The 19,536-nt window shown below is 59.2% G+C and carries 18 protein-coding genes; 9 read left to right on the top strand and 9 right to left on the bottom strand.

All coding sequences use genetic code 11. The annotated features are described in order from the left end of the window. Positions 1-57: 57 nt before the first annotated feature. Both BJ917_RS05725 and BJ917_RS05720 read right to left on the bottom strand, forming a co-directional pair. Positions 58-1,491: an aldehyde dehydrogenase gene (locus tag BJ917_RS05725; RefSeq protein ID WP_121102547.1), complete on the bottom strand. Its 1,434-nt coding sequence runs from the start codon at positions 1,489-1,491 to the stop codon at positions 58-60. Positions 1,492-1,831: 340 nt separating this feature from the next. Beyond that, positions 1,832-2,560, bottom strand: coding sequence for a TetR/AcrR family transcriptional regulator (locus BJ917_RS05720; protein WP_256658506.1), 729 nt, complete (start codon positions 2,558-2,560; stop codon positions 1,832-1,834). Here BJ917_RS05720 and BJ917_RS05715 point away from each other — a divergent pair. Both BJ917_RS05715 and BJ917_RS05710 read left to right on the top strand, forming a co-directional pair. After that, positions 2,559-3,281, top strand: a complete 723-nt coding sequence (locus BJ917_RS05715) for an SDR family oxidoreductase (RefSeq protein WP_121102545.1) — start codon at positions 2,559-2,561, stop codon at positions 3,279-3,281. The two genes, BJ917_RS05720 and BJ917_RS05715, sit on opposite strands and share 2 nt — an antisense overlap. Before the next feature lie 101 nt (positions 3,282-3,382). Next, positions 3,383-3,808 (top strand): N-acetyltransferase, encoded by a 426-nt coding sequence (locus BJ917_RS05710; RefSeq protein ID WP_096512204.1) that lies wholly within the window; start codon positions 3,383-3,385, stop codon positions 3,806-3,808. Between the two features lie 277 nt (positions 3,809-4,085). Here BJ917_RS05710 and pcaG read toward each other — a convergent pair whose 3' ends face one another. The 4 genes from pcaG to BJ917_RS05690 all read right to left on the bottom strand — a co-directional run bounded on the left by pcaG (position 4,086) and on the right by BJ917_RS05690 (position 7,493). Further along, positions 4,086-4,688, bottom strand: a complete 603-nt coding sequence (gene pcaG / locus BJ917_RS05705; protein WP_121102543.1) for a protocatechuate 3,4-dioxygenase subunit alpha — start codon at positions 4,686-4,688, stop codon at positions 4,086-4,088. A gap of 12 nt (positions 4,689-4,700) precedes the next feature. Further along, positions 4,701-5,420, bottom strand: coding sequence for a protocatechuate 3,4-dioxygenase subunit beta (pcaH, locus tag BJ917_RS05700; RefSeq protein ID WP_096512202.1), 720 nt, complete (start codon positions 5,418-5,420; stop codon positions 4,701-4,703). A 126-nt stretch (positions 5,421-5,546) separates the two neighbouring features. Beyond that, positions 5,547-6,470 carry a pca operon transcription factor PcaQ gene (pcaQ, locus tag BJ917_RS05695; protein WP_121102541.1) on the bottom strand — a complete coding sequence of 308 codons (924 nt, stop codon included), beginning with the start codon at positions 6,468-6,470 and terminating at the stop codon, positions 5,547-5,549. Between the two features lie 66 nt (positions 6,471-6,536). Continuing rightward, positions 6,537-7,493 (bottom strand): LysR family transcriptional regulator, encoded by a 957-nt coding sequence (locus tag BJ917_RS05690; protein WP_121102539.1) that lies wholly within the window; start codon positions 7,491-7,493, stop codon positions 6,537-6,539. A 150-nt stretch (positions 7,494-7,643) separates the two neighbouring features. On the opposite strand from BJ917_RS05690, the gene BJ917_RS05685 reads away from it, so the two are divergent. From BJ917_RS05685 to BJ917_RS05670, 4 genes are all read left to right on the top strand, one after another. Continuing rightward, positions 7,644-8,477 (top strand): amidohydrolase, encoded by an 834-nt coding sequence (locus BJ917_RS05685; RefSeq protein WP_096512199.1) that lies wholly within the window; start codon positions 7,644-7,646, stop codon positions 8,475-8,477. A gap of 62 nt (positions 8,478-8,539) precedes the next feature. Next, on the top strand, positions 8,540-9,886 hold the full coding sequence (locus tag BJ917_RS05680) for an MFS transporter (protein ID WP_096512198.1): 1,347 nt from the start codon (positions 8,540-8,542) through the stop codon (positions 9,884-9,886). After that, complete coding sequence (locus BJ917_RS05675) at positions 9,886-10,626, top strand: SDR family NAD(P)-dependent oxidoreductase (protein ID WP_121102537.1); 741 nt, start codon at positions 9,886-9,888, stop codon at positions 10,624-10,626. The genes BJ917_RS05680 and BJ917_RS05675 overlap by 1 nt, the downstream gene beginning before the upstream one ends. Beyond that, positions 10,623-11,423, top strand: coding sequence for a sugar phosphate isomerase/epimerase (locus BJ917_RS05670; protein WP_121102534.1), 801 nt, complete (start codon positions 10,623-10,625; stop codon positions 11,421-11,423). The genes BJ917_RS05675 and BJ917_RS05670 overlap by 4 nt, the downstream gene beginning before the upstream one ends. Before the next feature lie 206 nt (positions 11,424-11,629). On the opposite strand, the gene BJ917_RS05665 is transcribed toward BJ917_RS05670, so the two are convergent. After that, on the bottom strand, positions 11,630-12,709 hold the full coding sequence (locus tag BJ917_RS05665) for a trans-acting enoyl reductase family protein (protein ID WP_121102532.1): 1,080 nt from the start codon (positions 12,707-12,709) through the stop codon (positions 11,630-11,632). Positions 12,710-12,905: 196 nt separating this feature from the next. Between BJ917_RS05665 and BJ917_RS05660 the strand changes: the two genes are divergently transcribed. Together BJ917_RS05660 and BJ917_RS05655 are read left to right on the top strand one after the other, a co-directional pair. Beyond that, positions 12,906-13,709 (top strand): type 1 glutamine amidotransferase domain-containing protein, encoded by an 804-nt coding sequence (locus tag BJ917_RS05660; protein ID WP_121102530.1) that lies wholly within the window; start codon positions 12,906-12,908, stop codon positions 13,707-13,709. Between the two features lie 169 nt (positions 13,710-13,878). Next, complete coding sequence (locus BJ917_RS05655; protein WP_096510419.1) at positions 13,879-14,883, top strand: acetoacetate decarboxylase (ADC); 1,005 nt, start codon at positions 13,879-13,881, stop codon at positions 14,881-14,883. Positions 14,884-14,933: 50 nt separating this feature from the next. Here BJ917_RS05655 and BJ917_RS05650 read toward each other — a convergent pair whose 3' ends face one another. Further along, on the bottom strand, positions 14,934-15,383 hold the full coding sequence (locus tag BJ917_RS05650; protein WP_096510420.1) for a MerR family transcriptional regulator: 450 nt from the start codon (positions 15,381-15,383) through the stop codon (positions 14,934-14,936). Between the two features lie 251 nt (positions 15,384-15,634). Between BJ917_RS05650 and BJ917_RS05645 the strand changes: the two genes are divergently transcribed. Further along, positions 15,635-16,465, top strand: a complete 831-nt coding sequence (locus tag BJ917_RS05645) for an alpha/beta fold hydrolase (protein WP_096510421.1) — start codon at positions 15,635-15,637, stop codon at positions 16,463-16,465. Between the two features lie 93 nt (positions 16,466-16,558). On the opposite strand, the gene BJ917_RS05640 is transcribed toward BJ917_RS05645, so the two are convergent. Beyond that, positions 16,559-19,378, bottom strand: coding sequence for a 2-oxoglutarate dehydrogenase E1 component (locus BJ917_RS05640; protein WP_121102528.1), 2,820 nt, complete (start codon positions 19,376-19,378; stop codon positions 16,559-16,561). Positions 19,379-19,536 lie beyond the last annotated feature (158 nt).

Below are 19,536 nucleotides of genomic sequence, written 5' to 3'. Positions count from 1 at the left end.
CCCGGAATAAAAAGCAGGCAGAGGCCGCGTGAGACGGCCCCGACCTGAAAGGGAGCATCAAAGTTTGATCATGACGGTTTTCAGTTCGGTGTAATGCTCAATGGCCGCCGCACCCATTTCGCGACCGATACCGGAAAGCTTGTGGCCGCCAAAGGGCAGTACCGGGTCGAGGGCGCTGTGGCAGTTGACCCACACCGAGCCCGACTTGATGCGCGGGATCATGCGATGTACCGCCCCCAGATCGTTGGACCAGATACTCGCACCCAGACCATAGGGATTGTCGTTGGCCAACCGCACGACCTCGTCGATGTCGTCGAAGGGCATGGCCACCAGCACAGGCCCGAAGATTTCCTCCTGGACCAGGCGATGCTTCTGGTCGACATCCACAATCACCGTGGGTCTGATGAAGTAGCCGGGGCCTGATTTCTCGCCGCCGCAGGCAACAGTGGCGCCCAGCTCGCGGCCCATCTCGATGTAGTGGTGCACCCGGTCCTGTTGCTTGGCGGAAATCAGCGGGCCCATGTCCACGCTGGGGTCGAGGCCGTTGCCCAGCTTCATGCCATTGGCGACGTCGACGATGTCACCCACCACCCGGTCGAAATGCTTGCGCTGTACATACAGGCGTGATCCTGCGCAGCACACCTGGCCCTGATTGAAGAAGATGGCGTTGGCAGCACCGGCGGCGGCTTGCTGCAGGTCGGCATCGGCGAGGACGATGGTCGGGGACTTGCCGCCCAGTTCCAGGGTGACGCGGGTCATGTTATCCATGGCCGTCTTGCCGATCTGCTTGCCCACTTCGGTGGAGCCGGTGAACGTGAGCTTGTCCACGCCGGGGTGGCGGGTAAGGGCAGCGCCGGCATTGAGTCCGGTCCCCGTGACCACGTTGAGCACACCGGCGGGATAACCGGCCTCCAGCACCAGTTCGGCCAGCTTGAGCGCACTGAGCGGTGTCTCATCGGCAGGCTTGAGTACCAGGCTGCAACCGGTGGCCAGGGCCGGGCCCAGTTTCCAGCACGCCAACATGAAGGGAAAGTTCCAGGCAACGATGGCGCCGACTACACCGACCGCCTCACGACGGATGAAGGCGTGGAAGTCGGAATCCGGCATCAGCGGCAGCGACGGATCCACGGTGCTGCCCGAAATCTTGGTCGCCCAGCCCGCCATGTAGCGCAGGAAGTCGATAGACAATTGCACGTCCACCAGCCGCGCCATCTGCACGCTCTTGCCATTGTTCAGGCATTCGAGCTCGGCAATCACCTGCGCATCACGTTCGATGAGATCGGCCAGGCGCCACAGCAGGTTTTGTCGCTCGCGCGGGCGCATGCGACTCCAGGCGGAGTCGTCGAAGGCGCGACGTGCGGCTTGTACGGCACGGTCCACATCGACATGGTCAGCGGATGGCACTTCCAACAAGAGGTTGGCAGTCGCCGGATTGCGCACGGCCATGGTCGCGCCGCTGGAAGCGAACACCCATTCGGCGCCGATCAACATGCGCGGTTGCCTGGAAAGGAATTGGAAGGTCTTGTGATGCAGCGGTACAGGGTCCACGGGTGCGGCCTCGTTGTTGTGGGTCTTGTTCGTGACCCTGGAGCAACGGATGTGCCAGCCACAGGAAAGTGCCACGGGCACTGGCCCCGGCGTTGGTCGGCAGGAAAACCAGGCAGTGACGGACATTGGGGAGTTGTATCGAACCCGTACAACTGTCTCAGAACGGGGCAGTCACCCGGGAAGCCGATACGATCAGATTGGCGCGAAGACCTCGATCACTGCGGCGCAAGTCATTCACGCTCGATCCTGAGTGACTGCTGTTGGCCGATTCGCAGAGGCCCCTTTAAACCCGTGGAGACAACAGGATATCGACTAGCGAGTCAGCGATATCTTGTAAGCGTTGCGGGTCCTGATAGAGCCGCTCGATAACGACAATGCCCCTGGTCAGGGTAATCACCAACCGTGCCGCAGCCGTGGCTTCCATGGCTAAAGTCTGCTCTGCCTCAGCGGATGCGAAACGCTCAATGAGCAGAGCCTCCAGACTATCCAGCAAATCTCGTAATGCCTGGCGGATCGGCTCGCTATTAGCCGTCTCATCAATCGCCGTCTTGGTGGTCAGACAGCCTCTTGGCGGGGTGCCTTGGGTCATTGAGGCAATGGTGTAAGCAAAAAAAGCCTTCAATGCCTGAGCCAGATCAGGCTCTCCCAAAGCCTGACGTGCGGCCTCCAGAAACCGCGTTTGATATCGGGCAAATACTTCTAGAAACAGGGCCTGTTTGTCGCCATAGGCGTTGTACAACGAGCCGCGCAGCACCCCCGTGGCCTCAGCCAATTGCGGCATCGATGTCGCTCCGAACCCCTGACGCCAAAACACCTCCATGGCCAGGTCCAGGGTCTGGTCTTCATTGAACTGTCGTATTCCAACCACGCTGATCGTCCCTAGAAATGCTGTGAAGTGGATCTTGACACACCTGACAAACATGTCAACACTGACAAACATGACAGGTGTGTCAAAGATCATTTGGCCGTTTGTTCTGCTCACTTCGCTTACCCCCCAAAAGAGGTTTTCCATGCAAAAACGTACTTTCCTCATTACCGGCGCCAGCAAAGGCATTGGTCGCGCGCTTAGCGAACGCTTGGCTACAGCAGGCCATCATGTGGTGGGCCTGGCGCGTCGAGCCGATGATCCGAGTTTTCCTGGCACTCTGGTTTCGGTTGATCTCAGCGACCGGCACGCCACTGATAAAGTCTTGGCGGAACTGATCGAGCGCTACACATTCGATGGCGTGGTCAACAATGTGGGCTTCATTCGGCTTGGCAAGCTGGGCGAGATAGATCTGGATGATCTTGACGATGCCTTGGCCCTCAATTTGCGGCCTGCGGTTCAGACTGTACAGGCGGTGCTGCCAGGCATGCGTGCCCGCGGCTGGGGACGCGTAGTCAATTTGTCCAGCCTGGTTGTACTCGGGGTGGCCGAGCGTAGCACCTACGCGGCGGCAAAGAGCGCAATGATCAGCTTCACCCGTACGTGGGCCCTGGAACTTGCACGCACCGGCATTACGGTCAATGCCATTGCCCCCGGTCCCGTGGAGACCGAAATGTTCCGTGAGAACACCGCCGCCGGTAGCGAGGCAGAAAAGCGTTTTCTGGCGATGGTGCCCATGAACCGACTGGGCAAACCGGAAGAACTGGCCGCAAGTATTGCCTTCCTGTTATCGGAAGAGGCCAGCTTTATCACCGGGCAAACCTTGTTCGTCGACGGCGGGGCGTCGATTGGCCGCGCACCGCTTTGACAAAAAACGGGCGACTGACTTCCCTACAAGTTGGTCAGTCTCCCGCTGACAGAAATGGGCTACCTTGTCGACCCGACTACTCATCGCTCAGGGAGAGCGCCATGCCTTTAGAGATCCAGCTTTCAGAAATTGTGACTGAAGCAGAGCGGTTCGGGATTTTGAACCCGCTGCTGGCCCATAACCTGGCCAAAGGTGGGGACGATGCCCATGAGACATTTGCCCTGTTGCTACGAGATCCCGATAGCAATGAAGTCATTGGTGGACTGTATGGCAAGGTCTCTTATCGATGGCTGCTCATCGATCTTGTCAGCGTTCCCGAGTCGATGCGTGGCCAGGGTATCGGAGAACGGCTAATGCACATGGCCGAAGAAGTCGCGAAGCAAAAGCACTGCATCGGTATTTGGCTGGAGACCTTCAGCTTTCAGGCACCGGGGTTTTATCAAAAACTGGGTTACTCCGAATTTGGACGCCTGGCAGATTATCCGCCGGGACATACCCGGTTCTATTACCAGAAACGGCTGTGCTGACAACCTATTGTGCAGATTGCTCCACTTTGTGCTTGGATGTATCGGTCATTTGGCGCTCTTCTTCAATGTCCGCTTTGGGTTGTGGATTGTTGTCTGTCGCGAAGGGCTACAATCGACCCGATCGGTCGTTCACCCTATCAAGGGCAGATGAGTCACCCTGTGTGCCGGTTGCTTCCCGGTGCAGGCATTCGCCAACCAAAATGGAAGAGGTGTCACCCAACGGAAGATAGCGTTCCTCTCTCTCAAGCAGCCTCCCCGCAGAGGGAGGCTGTGATCGTCAGAAGTCGAAGAACACCGTTTCCGCTTCGCCTTGAAGGTGAATGTCGAAGCGGTAGGCCAGCTTCCCGTCGACTGTGCAGCGCCTGGCAATCAGGGATTCACGCCGATGTGGCTGTTCGATCAGATTCAAGACGGGGTCCACGGCATTCGCCTCGGATTCGTCGTCGAAATACAGTCGGGTCTGCAGGTGAATGTTGATCCCCCGGGCGAAAAGCGACACGTTGATATGCGCTGCCATGGGCGCACCCGAGGCATTGTTCACCGGGCCAGGCTTGACGGTTTCGATCGTCCATTCGCCGGCATCGGTAGTGGCGGTACGGCCAAAGCAGTTGAAGGGTTTTTCCAGATCGAAACCGCTGTCGTAGTGGCCTTCGTGATTGGCCTGCCAGAGCTCAAGAAACGCGTCACGAATCAAGTGGCCGTTACCGTCAAAAACGTGACCCAGCAATAGAATGTGCTCGCCGGGCGCGCCAGGTTTTGCCATCACATTCCAGATTTCCTGTTCCCGCGGCGGGTTGCCGGCCGCCTCCAGTGCCAGTCCGATATGGACATAGGGGCCGGCTGTTTGCGATGGGGTTTCAGGCAGAAGTTGAACGGGCATTTGCAGGCCTCCTCAGCAGTTTTCGAAGTGGGTCTTGCGCTGGCCGCGCAGGACGATATCAAAGCGATAGGCCAGGCAATCCATAGGATTGGCCATGCTCATGTCGAGCCTGGCGATCAGGCTGGGTACCGCGTCCGGATTGGCGATCGACTTGACGATCGGGCACATGGGGATCAACGGATCGCCTTCGAAATACAGCTGGGTAATCAGGCGCGTGGCAATGGACGGGCCACTGATGGAAACATGGATATGGGCGGGTCGCCAGTCGTTGGGGCCATTGCGCCAAGGGTAGGGGCCGGGCTTGACGGTGCGGAAGCTGTAGTTGCCATCGCGGTCGGTCAATGCACGGCCGACACCGCCGAAATTCGGATCAAGAGGCGCCAGGTAACTGTCTTTTTTATGTCGGTAACGACCACCCGCATTGGCTTGCCACATTTCCACCAAAGTGTGGGGAATCGGCTTGCCGTACTGATCACAAACCCGACCCGCGACGATGATGCGTTCGCCAATGGGCAAGCCGCCGTGATTGAAATTCAGCAGCAGGTCGTTATCGTGCCGGCCCATCTTCAGATGGGAAAAGTCCGGGCCGCTGGTTTCCGAGACAGACTGGGGGATGCTCACCAATGCCTGGCGGGGGGAGCGCAGGATCGAAGTCTTGTAGTCAGGTGTCAGGGCTTTGGGATGCCAATTACGGTCACGAATGGCGAAGCGGCTCTCATGCGCATCAGACATGTCGTTCTTCCTGTTGTTATGGTTGGGCTGAGGCAGGCACTGCGTTGGCAGTGACGCGACGCCCAGTCTCCGCTTGTGCGACCCAACCCAAAATTGAAAAAGCCGACTTGTTGCATGTCCAAATGGTTATGGATATTTCCCTTCGCGATATTCTTGTCCGACCTCGCGCAGTGCCTCCACGCACCATTGGGCGGCGGGTGTCACCGGCAACACAGGATTTGTGCAGAGCCCCACGGAACCACCGGCTTCACGCATCCCCAGTTCCACCAGCTCACCTAGCTTCAAGTCCTGCCTGACCGCGTCAAACGGCGCGACCCAGATTGCCTGGCTGCATTGTAGGTAGCGCCGGCTCAGGGCAATCGACAGGGTCTCCAGGCGTTGGCGTGAGGGGGTGATCCCGTACTGCACAAACAAGCTGTCGGCGAATTTGCGGATCGTCGTCCCCGCCAACGGTAGTACCACCGGATAGTCTTCGAGGTTTTTATGCCCCGGCGGATCACTCAGCACTGGATGGTCTTTACGTACCACCAGGGTCATGGATTCGCTGTAAAGGTGCTCGAACGTCAATCCGTGAATCGATGGACTATCGGTCATTCTGCCGACCACCAGGTCCAGCTCGCCGACCCGCAGCTGGGACAGCAGGTAGGCGCTCGGTCCGGTCACGACACTGACCGCCAGGGCGGGATGCCGGTCATGTAAGCGGCAGACAACCTCAGGCACCAACAGGCTTTCGACGGTGGATAGCACGCCGAGTCGTACGACAATCGGCTCATGTACACCGGAGCGCAAACTGTTGACCCCTTCACGCAGCGATTGCACGCTCGGCCCCGCATAACGCAAAAAGGCCACCCCGGCCTCGGTCAGCGTCGAGCCCTTTTTGCTTCGCTCAAACAGCCTGGCATCCAGCAGGGATTCCAGTTCCTTGAGCGTCTTTGAAAGTGCCGGCTGGCTGATTGCCAACTTGTCGCAGGCACGTGCCAGGCTGCCCTGGCGCGCCACCTCGAGAAAGCAGACAAGATGGCGGAATTTGATTCGGGTATCGATGTTCAATCTGCTGCTCCGCCTTCGTGGTGTGGCATTCATTATTCCTGTTGAGCGATGCCGGCAAAACGGTAGCTATCGGTCGACATTCGGCAGTTCGCAGCCCGGGATCAGTCGTCCCAGTTTGACCGCCTGCAGATAAAGCACCTGCATGAGCTGCGTGGCGGATTCGCCAAGCGGCTCGAACCGCGAGTAGACAAAGCTGATATCGAAATGAATCGCCTCAACCAGCGGCACGACGATCAGGCCGCTGTCCTGGGCCACGAACTCATCGATGATGGTCAGCCCCATGCCTTGCTTGACCAGGGCGACCGCTTCGTTGGCATTGGTGAAGTTCAGCATGGAGCACAGGTTCAGGCCCTGGCGTTCGATCTCGTCGGCCAGCAACCGGCCAAAAGGCATGTCGGGGCGAAACAGCAACAACGGTTGGTCGACCAGATCGTGCAGTGACAATGAAGATCGCTGGGCAAAGGGGTGATCGGCCGGCATCACGCAGACCATGCGTGCGCGCATGAAGGCCAGCGAGTGCAGGTGGTCATGGATCAGCGGCAGTGCCGAAACAGCCAGGTCGACCTTCTTCGAGAGTATCTGGTTGGGCATATCGCCCATCAACGTGGTTTGCCATTCAATGTTCAGCGATGGCAATTGCTGCTTGAGTCGGGCCAGGGCGAACGGGATAACCACCGTCGACAGCGAAGCACTGCAGCAGATGCGCAGCTGACGGTGGGGACCGTTGGCCAGGGCCAACGCACACTCATTGACCGCCAGCGCGGCTTGGTAGACACGCTCGACTTCCCGGTAAAGGGTCACGGCTTCGGCGGTGGGTACGAGGCGATTGTTGATGCGCTGGAACAGGCGATAGACCAGCCGACTCTCGATATAGGTGATCAGCTTGCTGACTGCCGGCTGCGACACGTAGAGCATTTTTGCCGCACCGCTGATCGAGCCGGTCAGCATCACCGCCCGGAACACTTCCATGTGCCGCAGCTTGAACACCATCGTGTTGGCTTCGGGGCCTTCGCCGTAGGGCATGGGTCATTAACCTTTGGTTATTGTTCGAGCGATATGTGTATGAGCGCTATTGATCGCCGGATCGTATCTTCACTGCAACGGCATCGCCCACCGCGGCGAACGATAACAAAGATCAGTGAGCAAGCGCAGTGACGCTTGGCGGGAGCAGCCTTGAGCATCTACGACGAACCCAAGATCGATTGCCATAACCACCTGTTTGATCCTGCGCGGTTTGCTTATCGCGCCGACACCGTTTACGCACCCGCCGGGCAGGAGGTCGCGACCCTGGAGCAGTTCGGTCGGGTCATGGGCGCCTATGGTGTGCAACACGCTTTGCTGGTGGGGCCGAGCAGTGGCTACCGCACGGACAATCGTTGCCTGCTGCATGCGCTGGCGCAAAGCGATGGCCGTTTCAAGGGAATTGCGGTTGTAGACCGTGACACCCGACTGGATGAGCTGGCAGCGCTCAAGGAGCAGGGCGTGGTGGGCATTGCGTTCAATCCGGCGCTGGAAGGCGTGGACGTCATGAGTGATGCGGCCGGGCTTTTCGGGCAGCTCGCCGAACTGGACCTGTTCGCCCAGATCCAGGTCCAGGGCAATCAACTGGTCGAGTTGCTGGGCTTGATCGAGTCGACTACGCCTCGCCTGCTCATCGACCACTGTGGCCGTCCCGACGCCCGTGCAGGCCTCGGCCAACCAGGGTTCCAGGCGCTGCTGGGGCTGGCGGAAAGCGGCCGGGCCTCGGTGAAAATCTCCGGCATGCAGAAATTCGCCGGCCACGATCATCTCGATGAGCAAGCCGGTGCCTACGTGCGGGCGCTGCTCCAGGCCTTTGGCCCGGATGCCTGCGTGTGGGGGTCGGACTGGCCGTTCATTCGCGAGCAATCGCGTGTGGACTACGGGCCGCTGCTCAAGTTGGCTGAGCGACTGATGCCCGACTCCAGTGAAAGGAAAAAGGTGATGTGGGACACGCCACGGCGACTGTTCGGTTTTGGCGAGCGTTGAACTGGCCCTCGGCAGCCGAGCCACCAGTAATACCCCCCCCGATAACAACAAGGAACAAAACGATGACGACCGACAATAGATTTGCGGCGGCAACGCTCGCCTGTCCGGTGGCGAAAACCGCTAGGACCCGTACCCGATTCATGATCCTGGCGCTGATTTCCGGTGGCACCATGATCAACTACCTGGATCGCAGCGTCATGGGGATCGCCGCCCCCAGCATCAGTGCCGACCTGGGCCTGAACGCCGTCATGATGGGGCTCATCTTCTCTGCATTTTCCTGGACCTACGCAGCGGCGCAGATTCCCGGCGGCATCCTGATCGACCGGCTGGGCACCAAGTTCACCTATTGGCTGGCGCTGACGTTATGGTCGCTGTTCACTGGCCTGCAGGGTTTCGCCCAAGGCTTTCTCTCGTTACTGGGCTTTCGATTGCTGGTGGGCGCCAGCGAAGCACCGTGCTTTCCCACCAATAGCCGGGTGGTCGCGACCTGGTTCCCGCAAAGCGAGCGAGCTCGGGCGACTGGCATCTATACCTTCGCTGAATACGTCGGTCTGGCGTTCCTCACGCCGCTGCTGTTCTGGGTGCTGCATGCCCATGGCTGGCGTGTGCTGCTGATGGCGGTGGGCATCCTGGGCGTGCTCTATGGCCTGGTGTGGTGGCGCAAGTACCACGAGCCCCATGAGTCGACCACGGCCAATCAGGCCGAGCTGGATTACATCGCCGAAGGCGGCGGGGTGATCGATGGCGGCCAGAAAGCCACGCGGTTTTCCTGGTCGCAGATTCCGGCACTGCTCAAGTATCGCAACATGCTGGGGATCTGCCTGGGGCAGTTTGCCTGCAACTCGACCAACGTGTTCTTCCTGACCTGGTTCCCCACGTATCTGGTCACCGAGCGGCACATGCCCTGGCTCAAGGTGGGTTGGGTGGCGGTGCTGCCGTTCATTGCGGCGTCCCTGGGTACCCTGGCCGGCGGCTGGCTGTCGGATGCGTTGTTGCGGCGTGGGTACTCGTTGAATGTCGCGCGCAAGTTGCCGGTGATCGCAGGCCTTTTGACCGCATCGGTGATCGTGCTGGCCAATTACGTGGACTCCGACGCACTGGTGATCACCATTCTGTGCGTGGCCTATTTCGCCCAGGGTATGTCGGCGCTGGCCTGGATGATCGTCTCCGATATCGCCCCCAAAGGCTTGCTTGGCTTGAGCGGCGGTGTGTTCAACCTGTTTGCCAATGCGGCCGGCATCGTGACCCCGTTGACCATCGGCGTGATTGTCACGACCACAGGTTCGTTCGTCTGGGCCCTGGCTTTCGTGTCCTCGATCACCGTTCTGGGGGCGCTGTGTTACCTGTTCATGGTGCGCGATCTGCGCCGCCTGCCTGAAATCCAATCCGTTCAACAAGGAGCACTTTGATGACTCGATACCTTGAAGGCCAGACGGCCATCGTTACCGGCGGCATGCGTGGCATTGGCCTGGGCATTGCGCGGCGCTTGCACACTGCTGGCGCGCAGATCGCCATCTGGGACCTGGCGGTCGATGGCTGGGACAGCGTCGCCAACGGCTTTGAACCGGTGATGCGTCAAGCCGTCGATGTCGCCTCGCTGGCGTCAGTGGAGGCGGCATTTGGTGAGGTCGTTGCGCAACAGGGGCGGGTCGATATCCTGGTCAACAATGCCGGTATCAATGGACCGGTAGCCCCTTGCTGGGAATACCCGGCAGCCGCCTGGGACCAAGTCATCGCCATCGACCTGACGGGCGTGTTCTATTGCTGCCGCACGGCGATCCCGCATATGCACGAGCGCGGCTACGGGCGCATCGTCAATGTCGCCTCGATGGCCGGCAAGGATGGCGTGCAATACATCAGCGGTTATTCGGCAGCCAAGGCCGGTGTCATCGCGTTTACCAAGGCGGCGGCCAAGGAGTTGGCCCAGGACGGTGTGCTGCTCAATTGCATCGCGCCGGCCATGGTGGAAACCGGCTTGATGGCGGAAATGACCCCCGAGCACATTGCCGCGAGCAAGGCCAAGATCCCCATGGGGCGTTTCCTGCAAGTCGAGGAGATCGCCAACATGGTGACCTGGATCGCCGGGCCCGAGTGCAGCTTCACCACAGGCTTTGTGTTCGACCTCAGTGGCGGAAGGGCCACCTATTGAGTGGCCTGGGCGTCGCGCACCTCACCGCGCTGGAGCTGGCGCCCGATGCCCTGGTACGGGAGGCGGCGCGCGCCGGTTTCAGTTCGGTCGGCCTGCGCCTGCACCCGGCCATGGCGGGTGGTATCGCTTACCCGCTGGCGCCGGGCAGCCAGGCGCTGCAGCAGTTAAAGGTCACGCTGGATGGCGAAGGTGTGGTGGTCAACGAGATCGAATTTGTCGAGCTGACGCCACAAGTGGACGTCGCCGGGTTTGCGTCGCTGCTGGAGTCCGGGGCGCAGTTGGGCGCGCGTTGCCTCACGGTGTCGGGTGACGACCCGGAACAGTGCCGGCTCACGGATAATTTCGCTGCGGTGTGCGAGCTGGCTGCCGGTTATGGCCTGCGTGTGGACCTGGAGTTCATGCGCTGGCGTCACATTGGCAACCTGCAACAGGCCGTCGCGTTGATCGCGGCGGCGGGGCAGGTCAACGGCGGTGTGCTGCTGGATGCGCTGCACCTGTTCCGCTCAGGTGGCGACGCCGCTGCCGTGGCTCAACTGGATCAACGATACATCCATGGCGTGCAGTGGTGCGATGCGCCAGCGCTCGCGCCCACGGGGGAGGGCATCATCCGCGAAGCTCGCGAGGGTCGACTGCCGCCCGGTCAGGGGCAGTTGCCCTTGACCGGGTTGCTCAACGTCCTGCCTCCCGATGTGCACTGGAGCGTGGAAATCCCATGCCTCGCGACATGCGCACCAGAGCGCTTGGCTCAAGCTTTCTCGGTCACCCGGGCCTGGTTGGCCAAGCATAAGTTGTCGTGAGCGTGCATGTTTTGCAGATCGCTGGCATTACCTTGCATCCTCTTTTGAACGGGCGCTTCTGGCCGGTTGCTGCCTGTCGTAAAAGGCTGTTGACCACCCATAGTCGCTGGCGACAGTCAAAGAACGGCCTTTGGCGACTGTTTGAACTTCAAGGCTTATGAAGAATTCGAGCCAGCGCTTTCAGGTTTCAAACGGGCTCCCGATGTCTATTCGACCTTCAAGGTGCCTGACCCTGGCAAGTCCGTCACCAGATCGACCCCCATCAGCCTCGCGGGTGTGTAAGTGCCGCCAGCCGGACGCTCCTGCAACAGGTAATCGACCACGGTCAACGCACCGTAGATCGTCAAGCTGTAGACGTTCGCGGTGTGCACGCGTGCCACTTTGCATTCTCCGCGAGCGTTACGGGCTTCGCCCCACACATAAGTGCCTTGATCTGCACGCTTTTCCTCATCCGGACCGATCACCGTCTTGCCGATGCGTGCCTTGAGCAGCCTCTGCACGAACGACAAACCCAGCAGCGGACGGATGAAGTTGGCGAGCCTGGCACCGCGAATCATGCCGGCAGAGCCCGGTATGAACACTTCGATGTTGGGAATGCCGGTGGTGTGCCAGGCCGTGGACACGTCGCCCCAGGGAATGGTCATCGCCAGCTTCTCGCCGTCGCCGAAGTCGATGCGACGCACCTGATAGGCCAACGCAACAGACACGATTTTCCCGTCGCGACGTATCTTGCCGCCCTGCGCCATGCCTTCGATTGACGTCTTGGCAGTACCAGGCGAAAAGCTGGAACGGGAATCAAAACCCAGCGCCAGATGCGTTGCATCCGGCAGCGCACGCTTGAGTGCAGCGGCGACACAGTCAGTGGGGATCACGTCGAAGCCGACGCCAGGGCAAATGACGACGCCCGCCGTTTGCGCACGCTCTTGCAGGGACTGGGCATGTTCGAATACGGCAATCTCGCCGGTGATATCCAGGTAGTGCGCATTGGCTCGCAAGCAAGCATCCATCATCGGTGCAGCGGTCGCCGAAAACGGCCCTGCGCAATGCAGAACCAGACCATGGCCCTTGATCTGGGCGAGCAATCGCGCCTCGTCATCCAGTCCGAAAACACGGGCTTCAAGACCCAGCTCCCGGGCCAGGGCCTCGATCCTGTCGCGGCTGCGTCCCGCCAAAACCGGCCTGAGTCCACGCGTGACGGCTTCGCGAGCGATCAACTCGCCGGTATAACCGTAGGCGCCATAGATCATCCATTTCATCTGCGTCACAGGGTTGTCTTGCTGACTCATGCATTGCTCCTGACAGGATTGATGAAGTGCGTTATTGCCTTGCCCAATCAGCGTCAGACGCTAACGTTGAAGTCAGGTTTAGAGTCAAGCAGAAGTGTGCCGGCACCGGCGGCAAACGTTCAGAAGTGCAGGGGGTTGACCTTAAAGAAAGGTTTAAGGTGAGCATGCACGGACATGCATGACTGTTGGAACCCTGATGATGTTGAAGACCTTTCTTTCTTGTGCGTTGGTATTGATAGGCGGTGCTTTCATGACCTTTTCAAATGCTGAGCCGAACGCTTCCACTGCTATGGCGAAGGATCGCCAGATATTGGTGATCATGACCAATCACGCCAGCTATCCCTCACGAACCGACACCACGGGGCTGTGGCTGACCGAGCTGACGCATTTCACCGATGTGGTGGAAGCGGCCGGCTACACGACGGTTTTTGCCAGCCCCACGGGTGGCGCGGTTCCTTTGGACGAACGCAGCCTCGGTTGGCTCTATATGGACAAGGCCGCCCGTGAGCATTTGCAGTCACCGGCCTTTCGCGCTCGGCTGAAAAACACGATACCGATTGCCGATATCGATCCGTCCCGATTCAGCGTCATCTATTTCACGGGGGGGCATGGCGTCATGTGGGACTTTCCCGGAAACCCGGACCTGCGTCGTGTCGCCGAAACCATCTATAACCAGGGCGGCATCGTATCGGCCGTCTGCCATGGCGTAGCGGGACTGCTGGATCTGAAGGACGAGCAAGGCCAGTTGATCATCAACGGCAGAAACATCACCGGATTCTCTGATCGCGAAGAGCTGTTTTCAGGCATGAAGCGTCAGGTTCCGTTCTTCCTGGAGGACAGGCTGGTGAGCCAAGGTGCGCGTTACCGCAAGGCCTGGCTGCCCTTCACGCCATTTGCCATCACCGATGGAAGGCTCGTGACGGGCCAAAACCCTCAATCGCCCAAGGCCGTGGCTGAAGCCGTCATGGCCTTGCTCTCCACCGGCAAGACAAATCGCTGAATCCTGGTCGATGGCACGCAAAAACAATGCTGCGAGCGAACTGAAAAATCTGTCTTTCCAACGCTTGACCTTAAAGTTCAGTTTAACGTTAAGGTGATTTCAGGCAGGCCCCCGAAGCCGGCCCTGGCCGACGCCAACAAGCCGATGCAATCACCTGGAGAGAGACAGATTGAAACTCGCAAGCGCCGTTTTAACAGGATTGCTGTTCAACACACTTGCCAACCATGCGTTGGCGCAGGTGCCTGAAATGCCCAGTCAGACCGACACAACCATGATCGATATCGCCGGTCACCCGGTGCCCGTCGTCAAGGGCGGTTTGTATGATCGCTTTCGCTCCAATCCTCCGTTGTCGGTGATTGCAGCAGAAGTGCCGGGCGTTGATTTGAGCTGGTTCAAAGGATTGGAGAAGAACAAGGTCGACATTGGCTTTGAGTCGTTCTCCCCAAACTTTTACTACCAGAACAGTCGCGTGACGGCTGTCTATACGGCTGATCTGGACAGGCTCCGGGCACTGATGCCACCTGAAGTACTGGCCACCGTCCAGCCTCTGCAAATCTGGCCAGGTCGAGGCTTGATCGCGTTTACCGCGTACACCTATGAGCACTGCGATAACGACGCCTATAACGAAGTGGCTGTGTCGATCATCACCAACAAACCTGGCAAGGCCAATCTGGGCCCGTTCACGTTGATTGGCCAGTCGATGTCTGGAGATTTCTGGGGCTATGTGCTCAAGCTACCGGTCAATACCGAGCTGGCGAGGGTTCGCGGTGTCGTCGGTTACAACCTGCCGAAATGGCTGACGGGCATTGACCGAAAAGAAGATGCCCGATCGGTGGTCTATGACATTACCGATAGCCAGACCGGTAAAGTGGACGTGTCCTTCAAAGCGAAGAAGCTCGACGACCTGTCCAGCGACGTCGATATCGTCACCAGCAGTTTCACCAATCTCGATCACCACGGCCAGCTGGCCTATGGGTATGCGGTTTCCCGCCAGCTCAGCCACGGCTCCAGCAGAAGCGCGGATTCGGCAACCCTCACGCTGGGCGACGGTAGCCTGTCGAACTACATCCGCTCCTTGAAGCTGGGGAAAATGATGAAGTACGAATACGTGCCTGCGTTCCAAAGTGCACTCTACGCGCCGAAGCCGTTAGCGGCACTGGCTGACACGCACTGATTCAACGATCGGAAAACCTGTCAGGCCTCACAAGCCTGACAGGTCACGCTTTACTTGGACGACGCACTATCTCGGACGCGTGGTGCTGGCGCCATACCTTCCTCGCGCAGACGATGCAACAACAACTGAGTGTTGTCCACGCAACCCATGCCTTCCGGCTTGCTTTCAACGCCCTCGATCACCAGCAGCAGTTGCGCTTTATTCTGCGCCAGCCGTTGCTGGAGGATTTCGATTTCCTCGACCTTGCGCTTTAGCCCACTGAGCAACGCTTCCTGCTGCCAACCGTTCGCGTTCATCGGCAGTAATTGTCGGATTTCATCCAATGAAAAGCCCGCCGCCTGGGCGCCTGTGATGATCTCCAGAACCCACTCCGTGTCGGGCGCGTAGTCCCGATACCCGTTGGCTTTGCGCGCGACAGACTTGATCAGGCCGCTCGCTTCGTAAAAGCGGATGCGTGAAGGCGCCAGTCCAGTGATTTTTGCCAGTTCGCCTATTCTCATATTCCGCTCCGGAAAACCATTGACCTTAAAGTTGACTTTAAACCTAAAGTGATTTGGCGGCCAAGCGACGCAGAGGTCATGCGTGACTGAAACGCCATGGCATTCAGGGGCAGGGGAAAGCCGGACCGGGACTATTCCCTCTGAACCGCCTATTGGATGGCCTGCACGTTGTCTACAAGGGCCACGTTCAACAAGGGTCACGATCAGAACACGAATGGTCATGCCCTCCATTTCATTCGGGAGATGCGAACATGGGTTATGTCACTACGCAGGACGGTGTTGAGATCTTTTACAAAGACTGGGGTCCACGGGATGCCCCAGTGATCTTTTTTCATCACGGGTGGCCGCTCAGCGCGGACGACTGGGATGCGCAGATGCTGTTTTTCCTGGCCAACGGCTACCGGGTGGTTGCACACGACCGACGTGGTCACGGGCGATCCAGTCAGGTCTGGGACGGGCATGACATGGATCACTATGCTGATGACGTCGCGGCCGTAGTCGACCACCTTGGCGTGCAGGGTGCAGTCCATGTGGGCCACTCCACCGGCGGTGGTGAAGTCATCCATTACATTGCGCGCCACGGCGAAGACCGGGTGTCGAAGGCCGCCATCATCAGCGCCGTGCCACCCTTGATGGTTCAGACGCCGAGCAATCCGGGCGGCTTGCCGAAGTCGGTTTTCGATGACTTGCAGGCACAGCTCAAAGCCAACCGCGCCCAGTTCTACCATGATGTTCCCGCCGGACCTTTCTACGGTTACAACCGCCCGGGAGCAAAACCGTCCGAGGGCATCATCCTCAATTGGTGGCGCCAAGGCATGATGGGTTGTGCAAAGGCCCATTACGACGGGATCGTGGCCTTTTCCCAGACTGACTTTACCGACGATCTGAAGAGCATCAAGATCCCCGTGCTGGTGATGCATGGTGATGATGATCAGATCGTGCCTTATGAAAACTCCGGGCTCTTGTCAGCCAGGCTATTGCAAAACAGCACGCTGAAAACCTACTCGGGCTTCCCGCACGGAATGCCCACAACGAACGCCGATACCATCAACGCCGATTTGCTCGCTTTCCTGCGAGGTTAGGCAGCTGGGGGGTGGCTAAAAGGCTGCCCCCCTTCCAGCCGACGTCATGAATGATGGGCTCCCGGTGCCGCGAGAGCCCGTCCAACGATCCTGCTACGAGAACGCGCTGTGCATGATCCGCCGTTGCTGCTCGACATGCATCGCCATATTGCCGGGTGCGGTGGAAGCACTGGGTGGCGGCCCTGCGTAACGCAGCGATGCTGTTTCGGGGATGATGTCGCGCAAATGAACGCTAACGAAAGTCCAGGCGCCCTGGTTTTTCGCCTCCTCCTGGCACCAGATCACTGATTGCAGATTCGGGTAGTGACCGAGTTCTTCTGCCAGTGCCTCGTAGGGAAAAGGGAAGAGTTGTTCCATTCGGACAAGCGCAACGTGTTCGGCCTCTTGACTGCGGCGGTGCGCCAACAGTTCGTAGTGGATTTTCCCCGAACAAAGGATGACCCGGGTAATCTTGCGCGCCTTGGTGGGGGTGGCTGCACTGTCACCGATTACTTCCTGAAACGAGCCGCTGGACAGGGATTCGAGTGTGCTGACGGCTTCCGGATGGCGAAGCAAGGACTTGGGCGACATCACGATCAGTGGCCGGGGCGAAGCGTGCAGTGCTTGCCGGCGCAGGAGATGGAAAAACTGGGCCGGCGTTGTTGGCTGACAGACGCGCATGTTGTCTTGCGCGCACAGTTGCAGGTACCGCTCCAGCCTCGCGGAGGCGTGCTCAGGGCCCTGGCCATCCTGGCCATGTGGCAGCAGAAGGGTCAGTGCGCTGTGCTGTCCCCATTTGACGGCGCCGGACGCAATAAATTGGTCGATGACCACTTGCGCACCGTTGGCGAAATCTCCGAATTGCGCCTCCCACATCACCAGTGCTTCCGGCTTGCCAAGTGTGTAGCCATATTCAAAGCCCAGCACGGCAGCCTCGGACAACACCGAGTTAATGACCGTGAATTTTCCTTGCTGCTCGGCGATGTGATCCAGCGGGCGGTATTTGCCTTGGCCACGCACCTCACGATTTTGCGGGTTGAGCACGGCGTGCCGGTGCCCGAAGGTGCCGCGCTCGCAATCCTCGCCGCTGAGCCTGACATCGCGCCCCGCAGACAGGATCGAGGCAAACGCCATATGTTCGGCCATGCCCCAGTCAAGCGGTTTCCTCCCCGTCGCCATCTCACCTCGGGCCTGAGTGACCTTGGACACCAGAGGGTGCAGTTTTAAGTCTGTTGGCACGTCGACGATTCGCAGGGCCAAGGCCTTGATCTGCGCCATTGACGGCGCCAGATAAACACGCTGTTCCGATTGGCTGGATGATTCGGCGCAGCCCTTGGACCCGGTCCCTGCAGCGGTTTGGTTGGGTGTAGCAGGTCGAGCATTGTCCATACCGTCGCGGTAGGCCTGAGCGACCGACAACACGTGCGCCTCGGTGATCAACCCGGACGCCACCAGCTTATTGGCATACAGTTGACGAACGCCTGGATGAGTGGCGACCGAGCGATACATCAACGGTTGGGTCATGTGAGGCGTGTCCTGTTCCTGGTGCCCATGACGGCGGAAGCAGACCAGATCGATGACAACGCTTTTGCCAAAGGTCTGGCGGTAATCCAGGGCGAGCTGTACCGCGTTGACGACAGCCTCTGGATCGTCGGCGTTCACATGCAATACGGGCGCCTCGATCAGCTTGGCAATGTCGGTGCAGAAAAAGGACGAGCGCGTTTCCTGGGGATCGGAAGTGGTAAAGCCAATCTGATTGTTAACCACCACATGGACGGACCCGCCGGTGCCATAGCCTTTGGTGTAACTCAAACTCAGGGTCTCCATGACGACACCCTGGCCGGAAATCGCCGTATCCCCGTGGATTTCAACTGCCAGCACGCTGTTGCGCTGTGATGATGGATATTGCTTGCCACGCGCGTGGGCTATCCCTTGAACCACCGGGTTGACGATTTCCAGATGCGAAGGGTTGAACGCCAACTCCACCTTCATGGCGCCGTATTCAGTAGCGAGATCTGCGGTATAACCCTTGTGGTACTTGACGTCACCCGCTGGGAGGGGGTGGGTGGCCGTGTTCTCGAATTTGTTGAACAGTGAGGCCGGTGGTTTTCCCAGCGTGTTGACCAGCACATTCAAGCGGCCACGATGTGCCATGCCCATGACGATGTCACGCACACCGGTTTTTGCCCCGTGCCTGATGAGTTCATCAAGCAGGACAATTAAAGACTCGCCGCCTTCCAGCGAGTATCTTTTTTGCCCGGTGTAACGGGCATGCAAGTATTTCTCCAGGCCTTCGGCGGCAGAGAGGCGCTCGAGAATGCGTAGTTTTTTTTCGGGTGTCAGCGTGGGTTTGGCCCAAGTGGATTCAAGGCGCTCAATCCACCATTGGCGCTGCACGGGGTCACTGAGGTACATGAACTCGGTAGCGAGGGTGCCGCAGTACGTTGTTTCCAAGGCGGATATGAGATCGGAAATCGACGCCTCACCTTGCCAGAATGCATGGCCAGGCAGTTCGTTTTTCTGGGCCAGGTCGGTGCTGCTCAACCCATGATAAGCGGGCGACAACTCAGGTATTGCCGCCCCCGGTGCCCACCACAGTGGATCAAGATTCGCACTGCGCGCGCCGACCATGCGGTAGCTCAGGATCAGCGATTGTGCAGCCAGTTGTCGACGCGCAATGTCCGGGTCCGGTCCGGCAATCGTTGATGCTTTGCGGTCGATTCTTCGTGCAAGTTGGATGAACTCTTCAATGATAGGGGCATGGGCGATGTCGTCTGCATGTCGCTGGCCGTTTTCCTGCGGCGGCCGAAGCGAGTCGAAATAACTGCGCCACTGTTCTGAAACGGTGCTGGGGTCGTTCAGGAATTGTTCGTATAACTCTTCAACGTAGGCGACGTTGCCGCCGTCCAGGACTGAGGTTTTCTGGCTATGCATGGTGATCCTCAACGGGCTAAAGGTGACGGCCGCTTTTTCGGCTTTCACGTGCAGGGCGAGGGACCGGCAGAACCCGGGAGCTGGGCGACTTTCCCTGTTGCAGGGTTCGTCGCGCTGTCAGGCCGCGTTCACTGCACGCGGAAAAAGGGTACTGGGGA

The organism is Pseudomonas sp. WPR_5_2, from assembly GCF_003634475.1.
Lineage (GTDB): Bacteria > Pseudomonadota > Gammaproteobacteria > Pseudomonadales > Pseudomonadaceae > Aquipseudomonas > Aquipseudomonas izuensis.
This window is presented reverse-complemented; position numbering and strand designations above follow the sequence as displayed.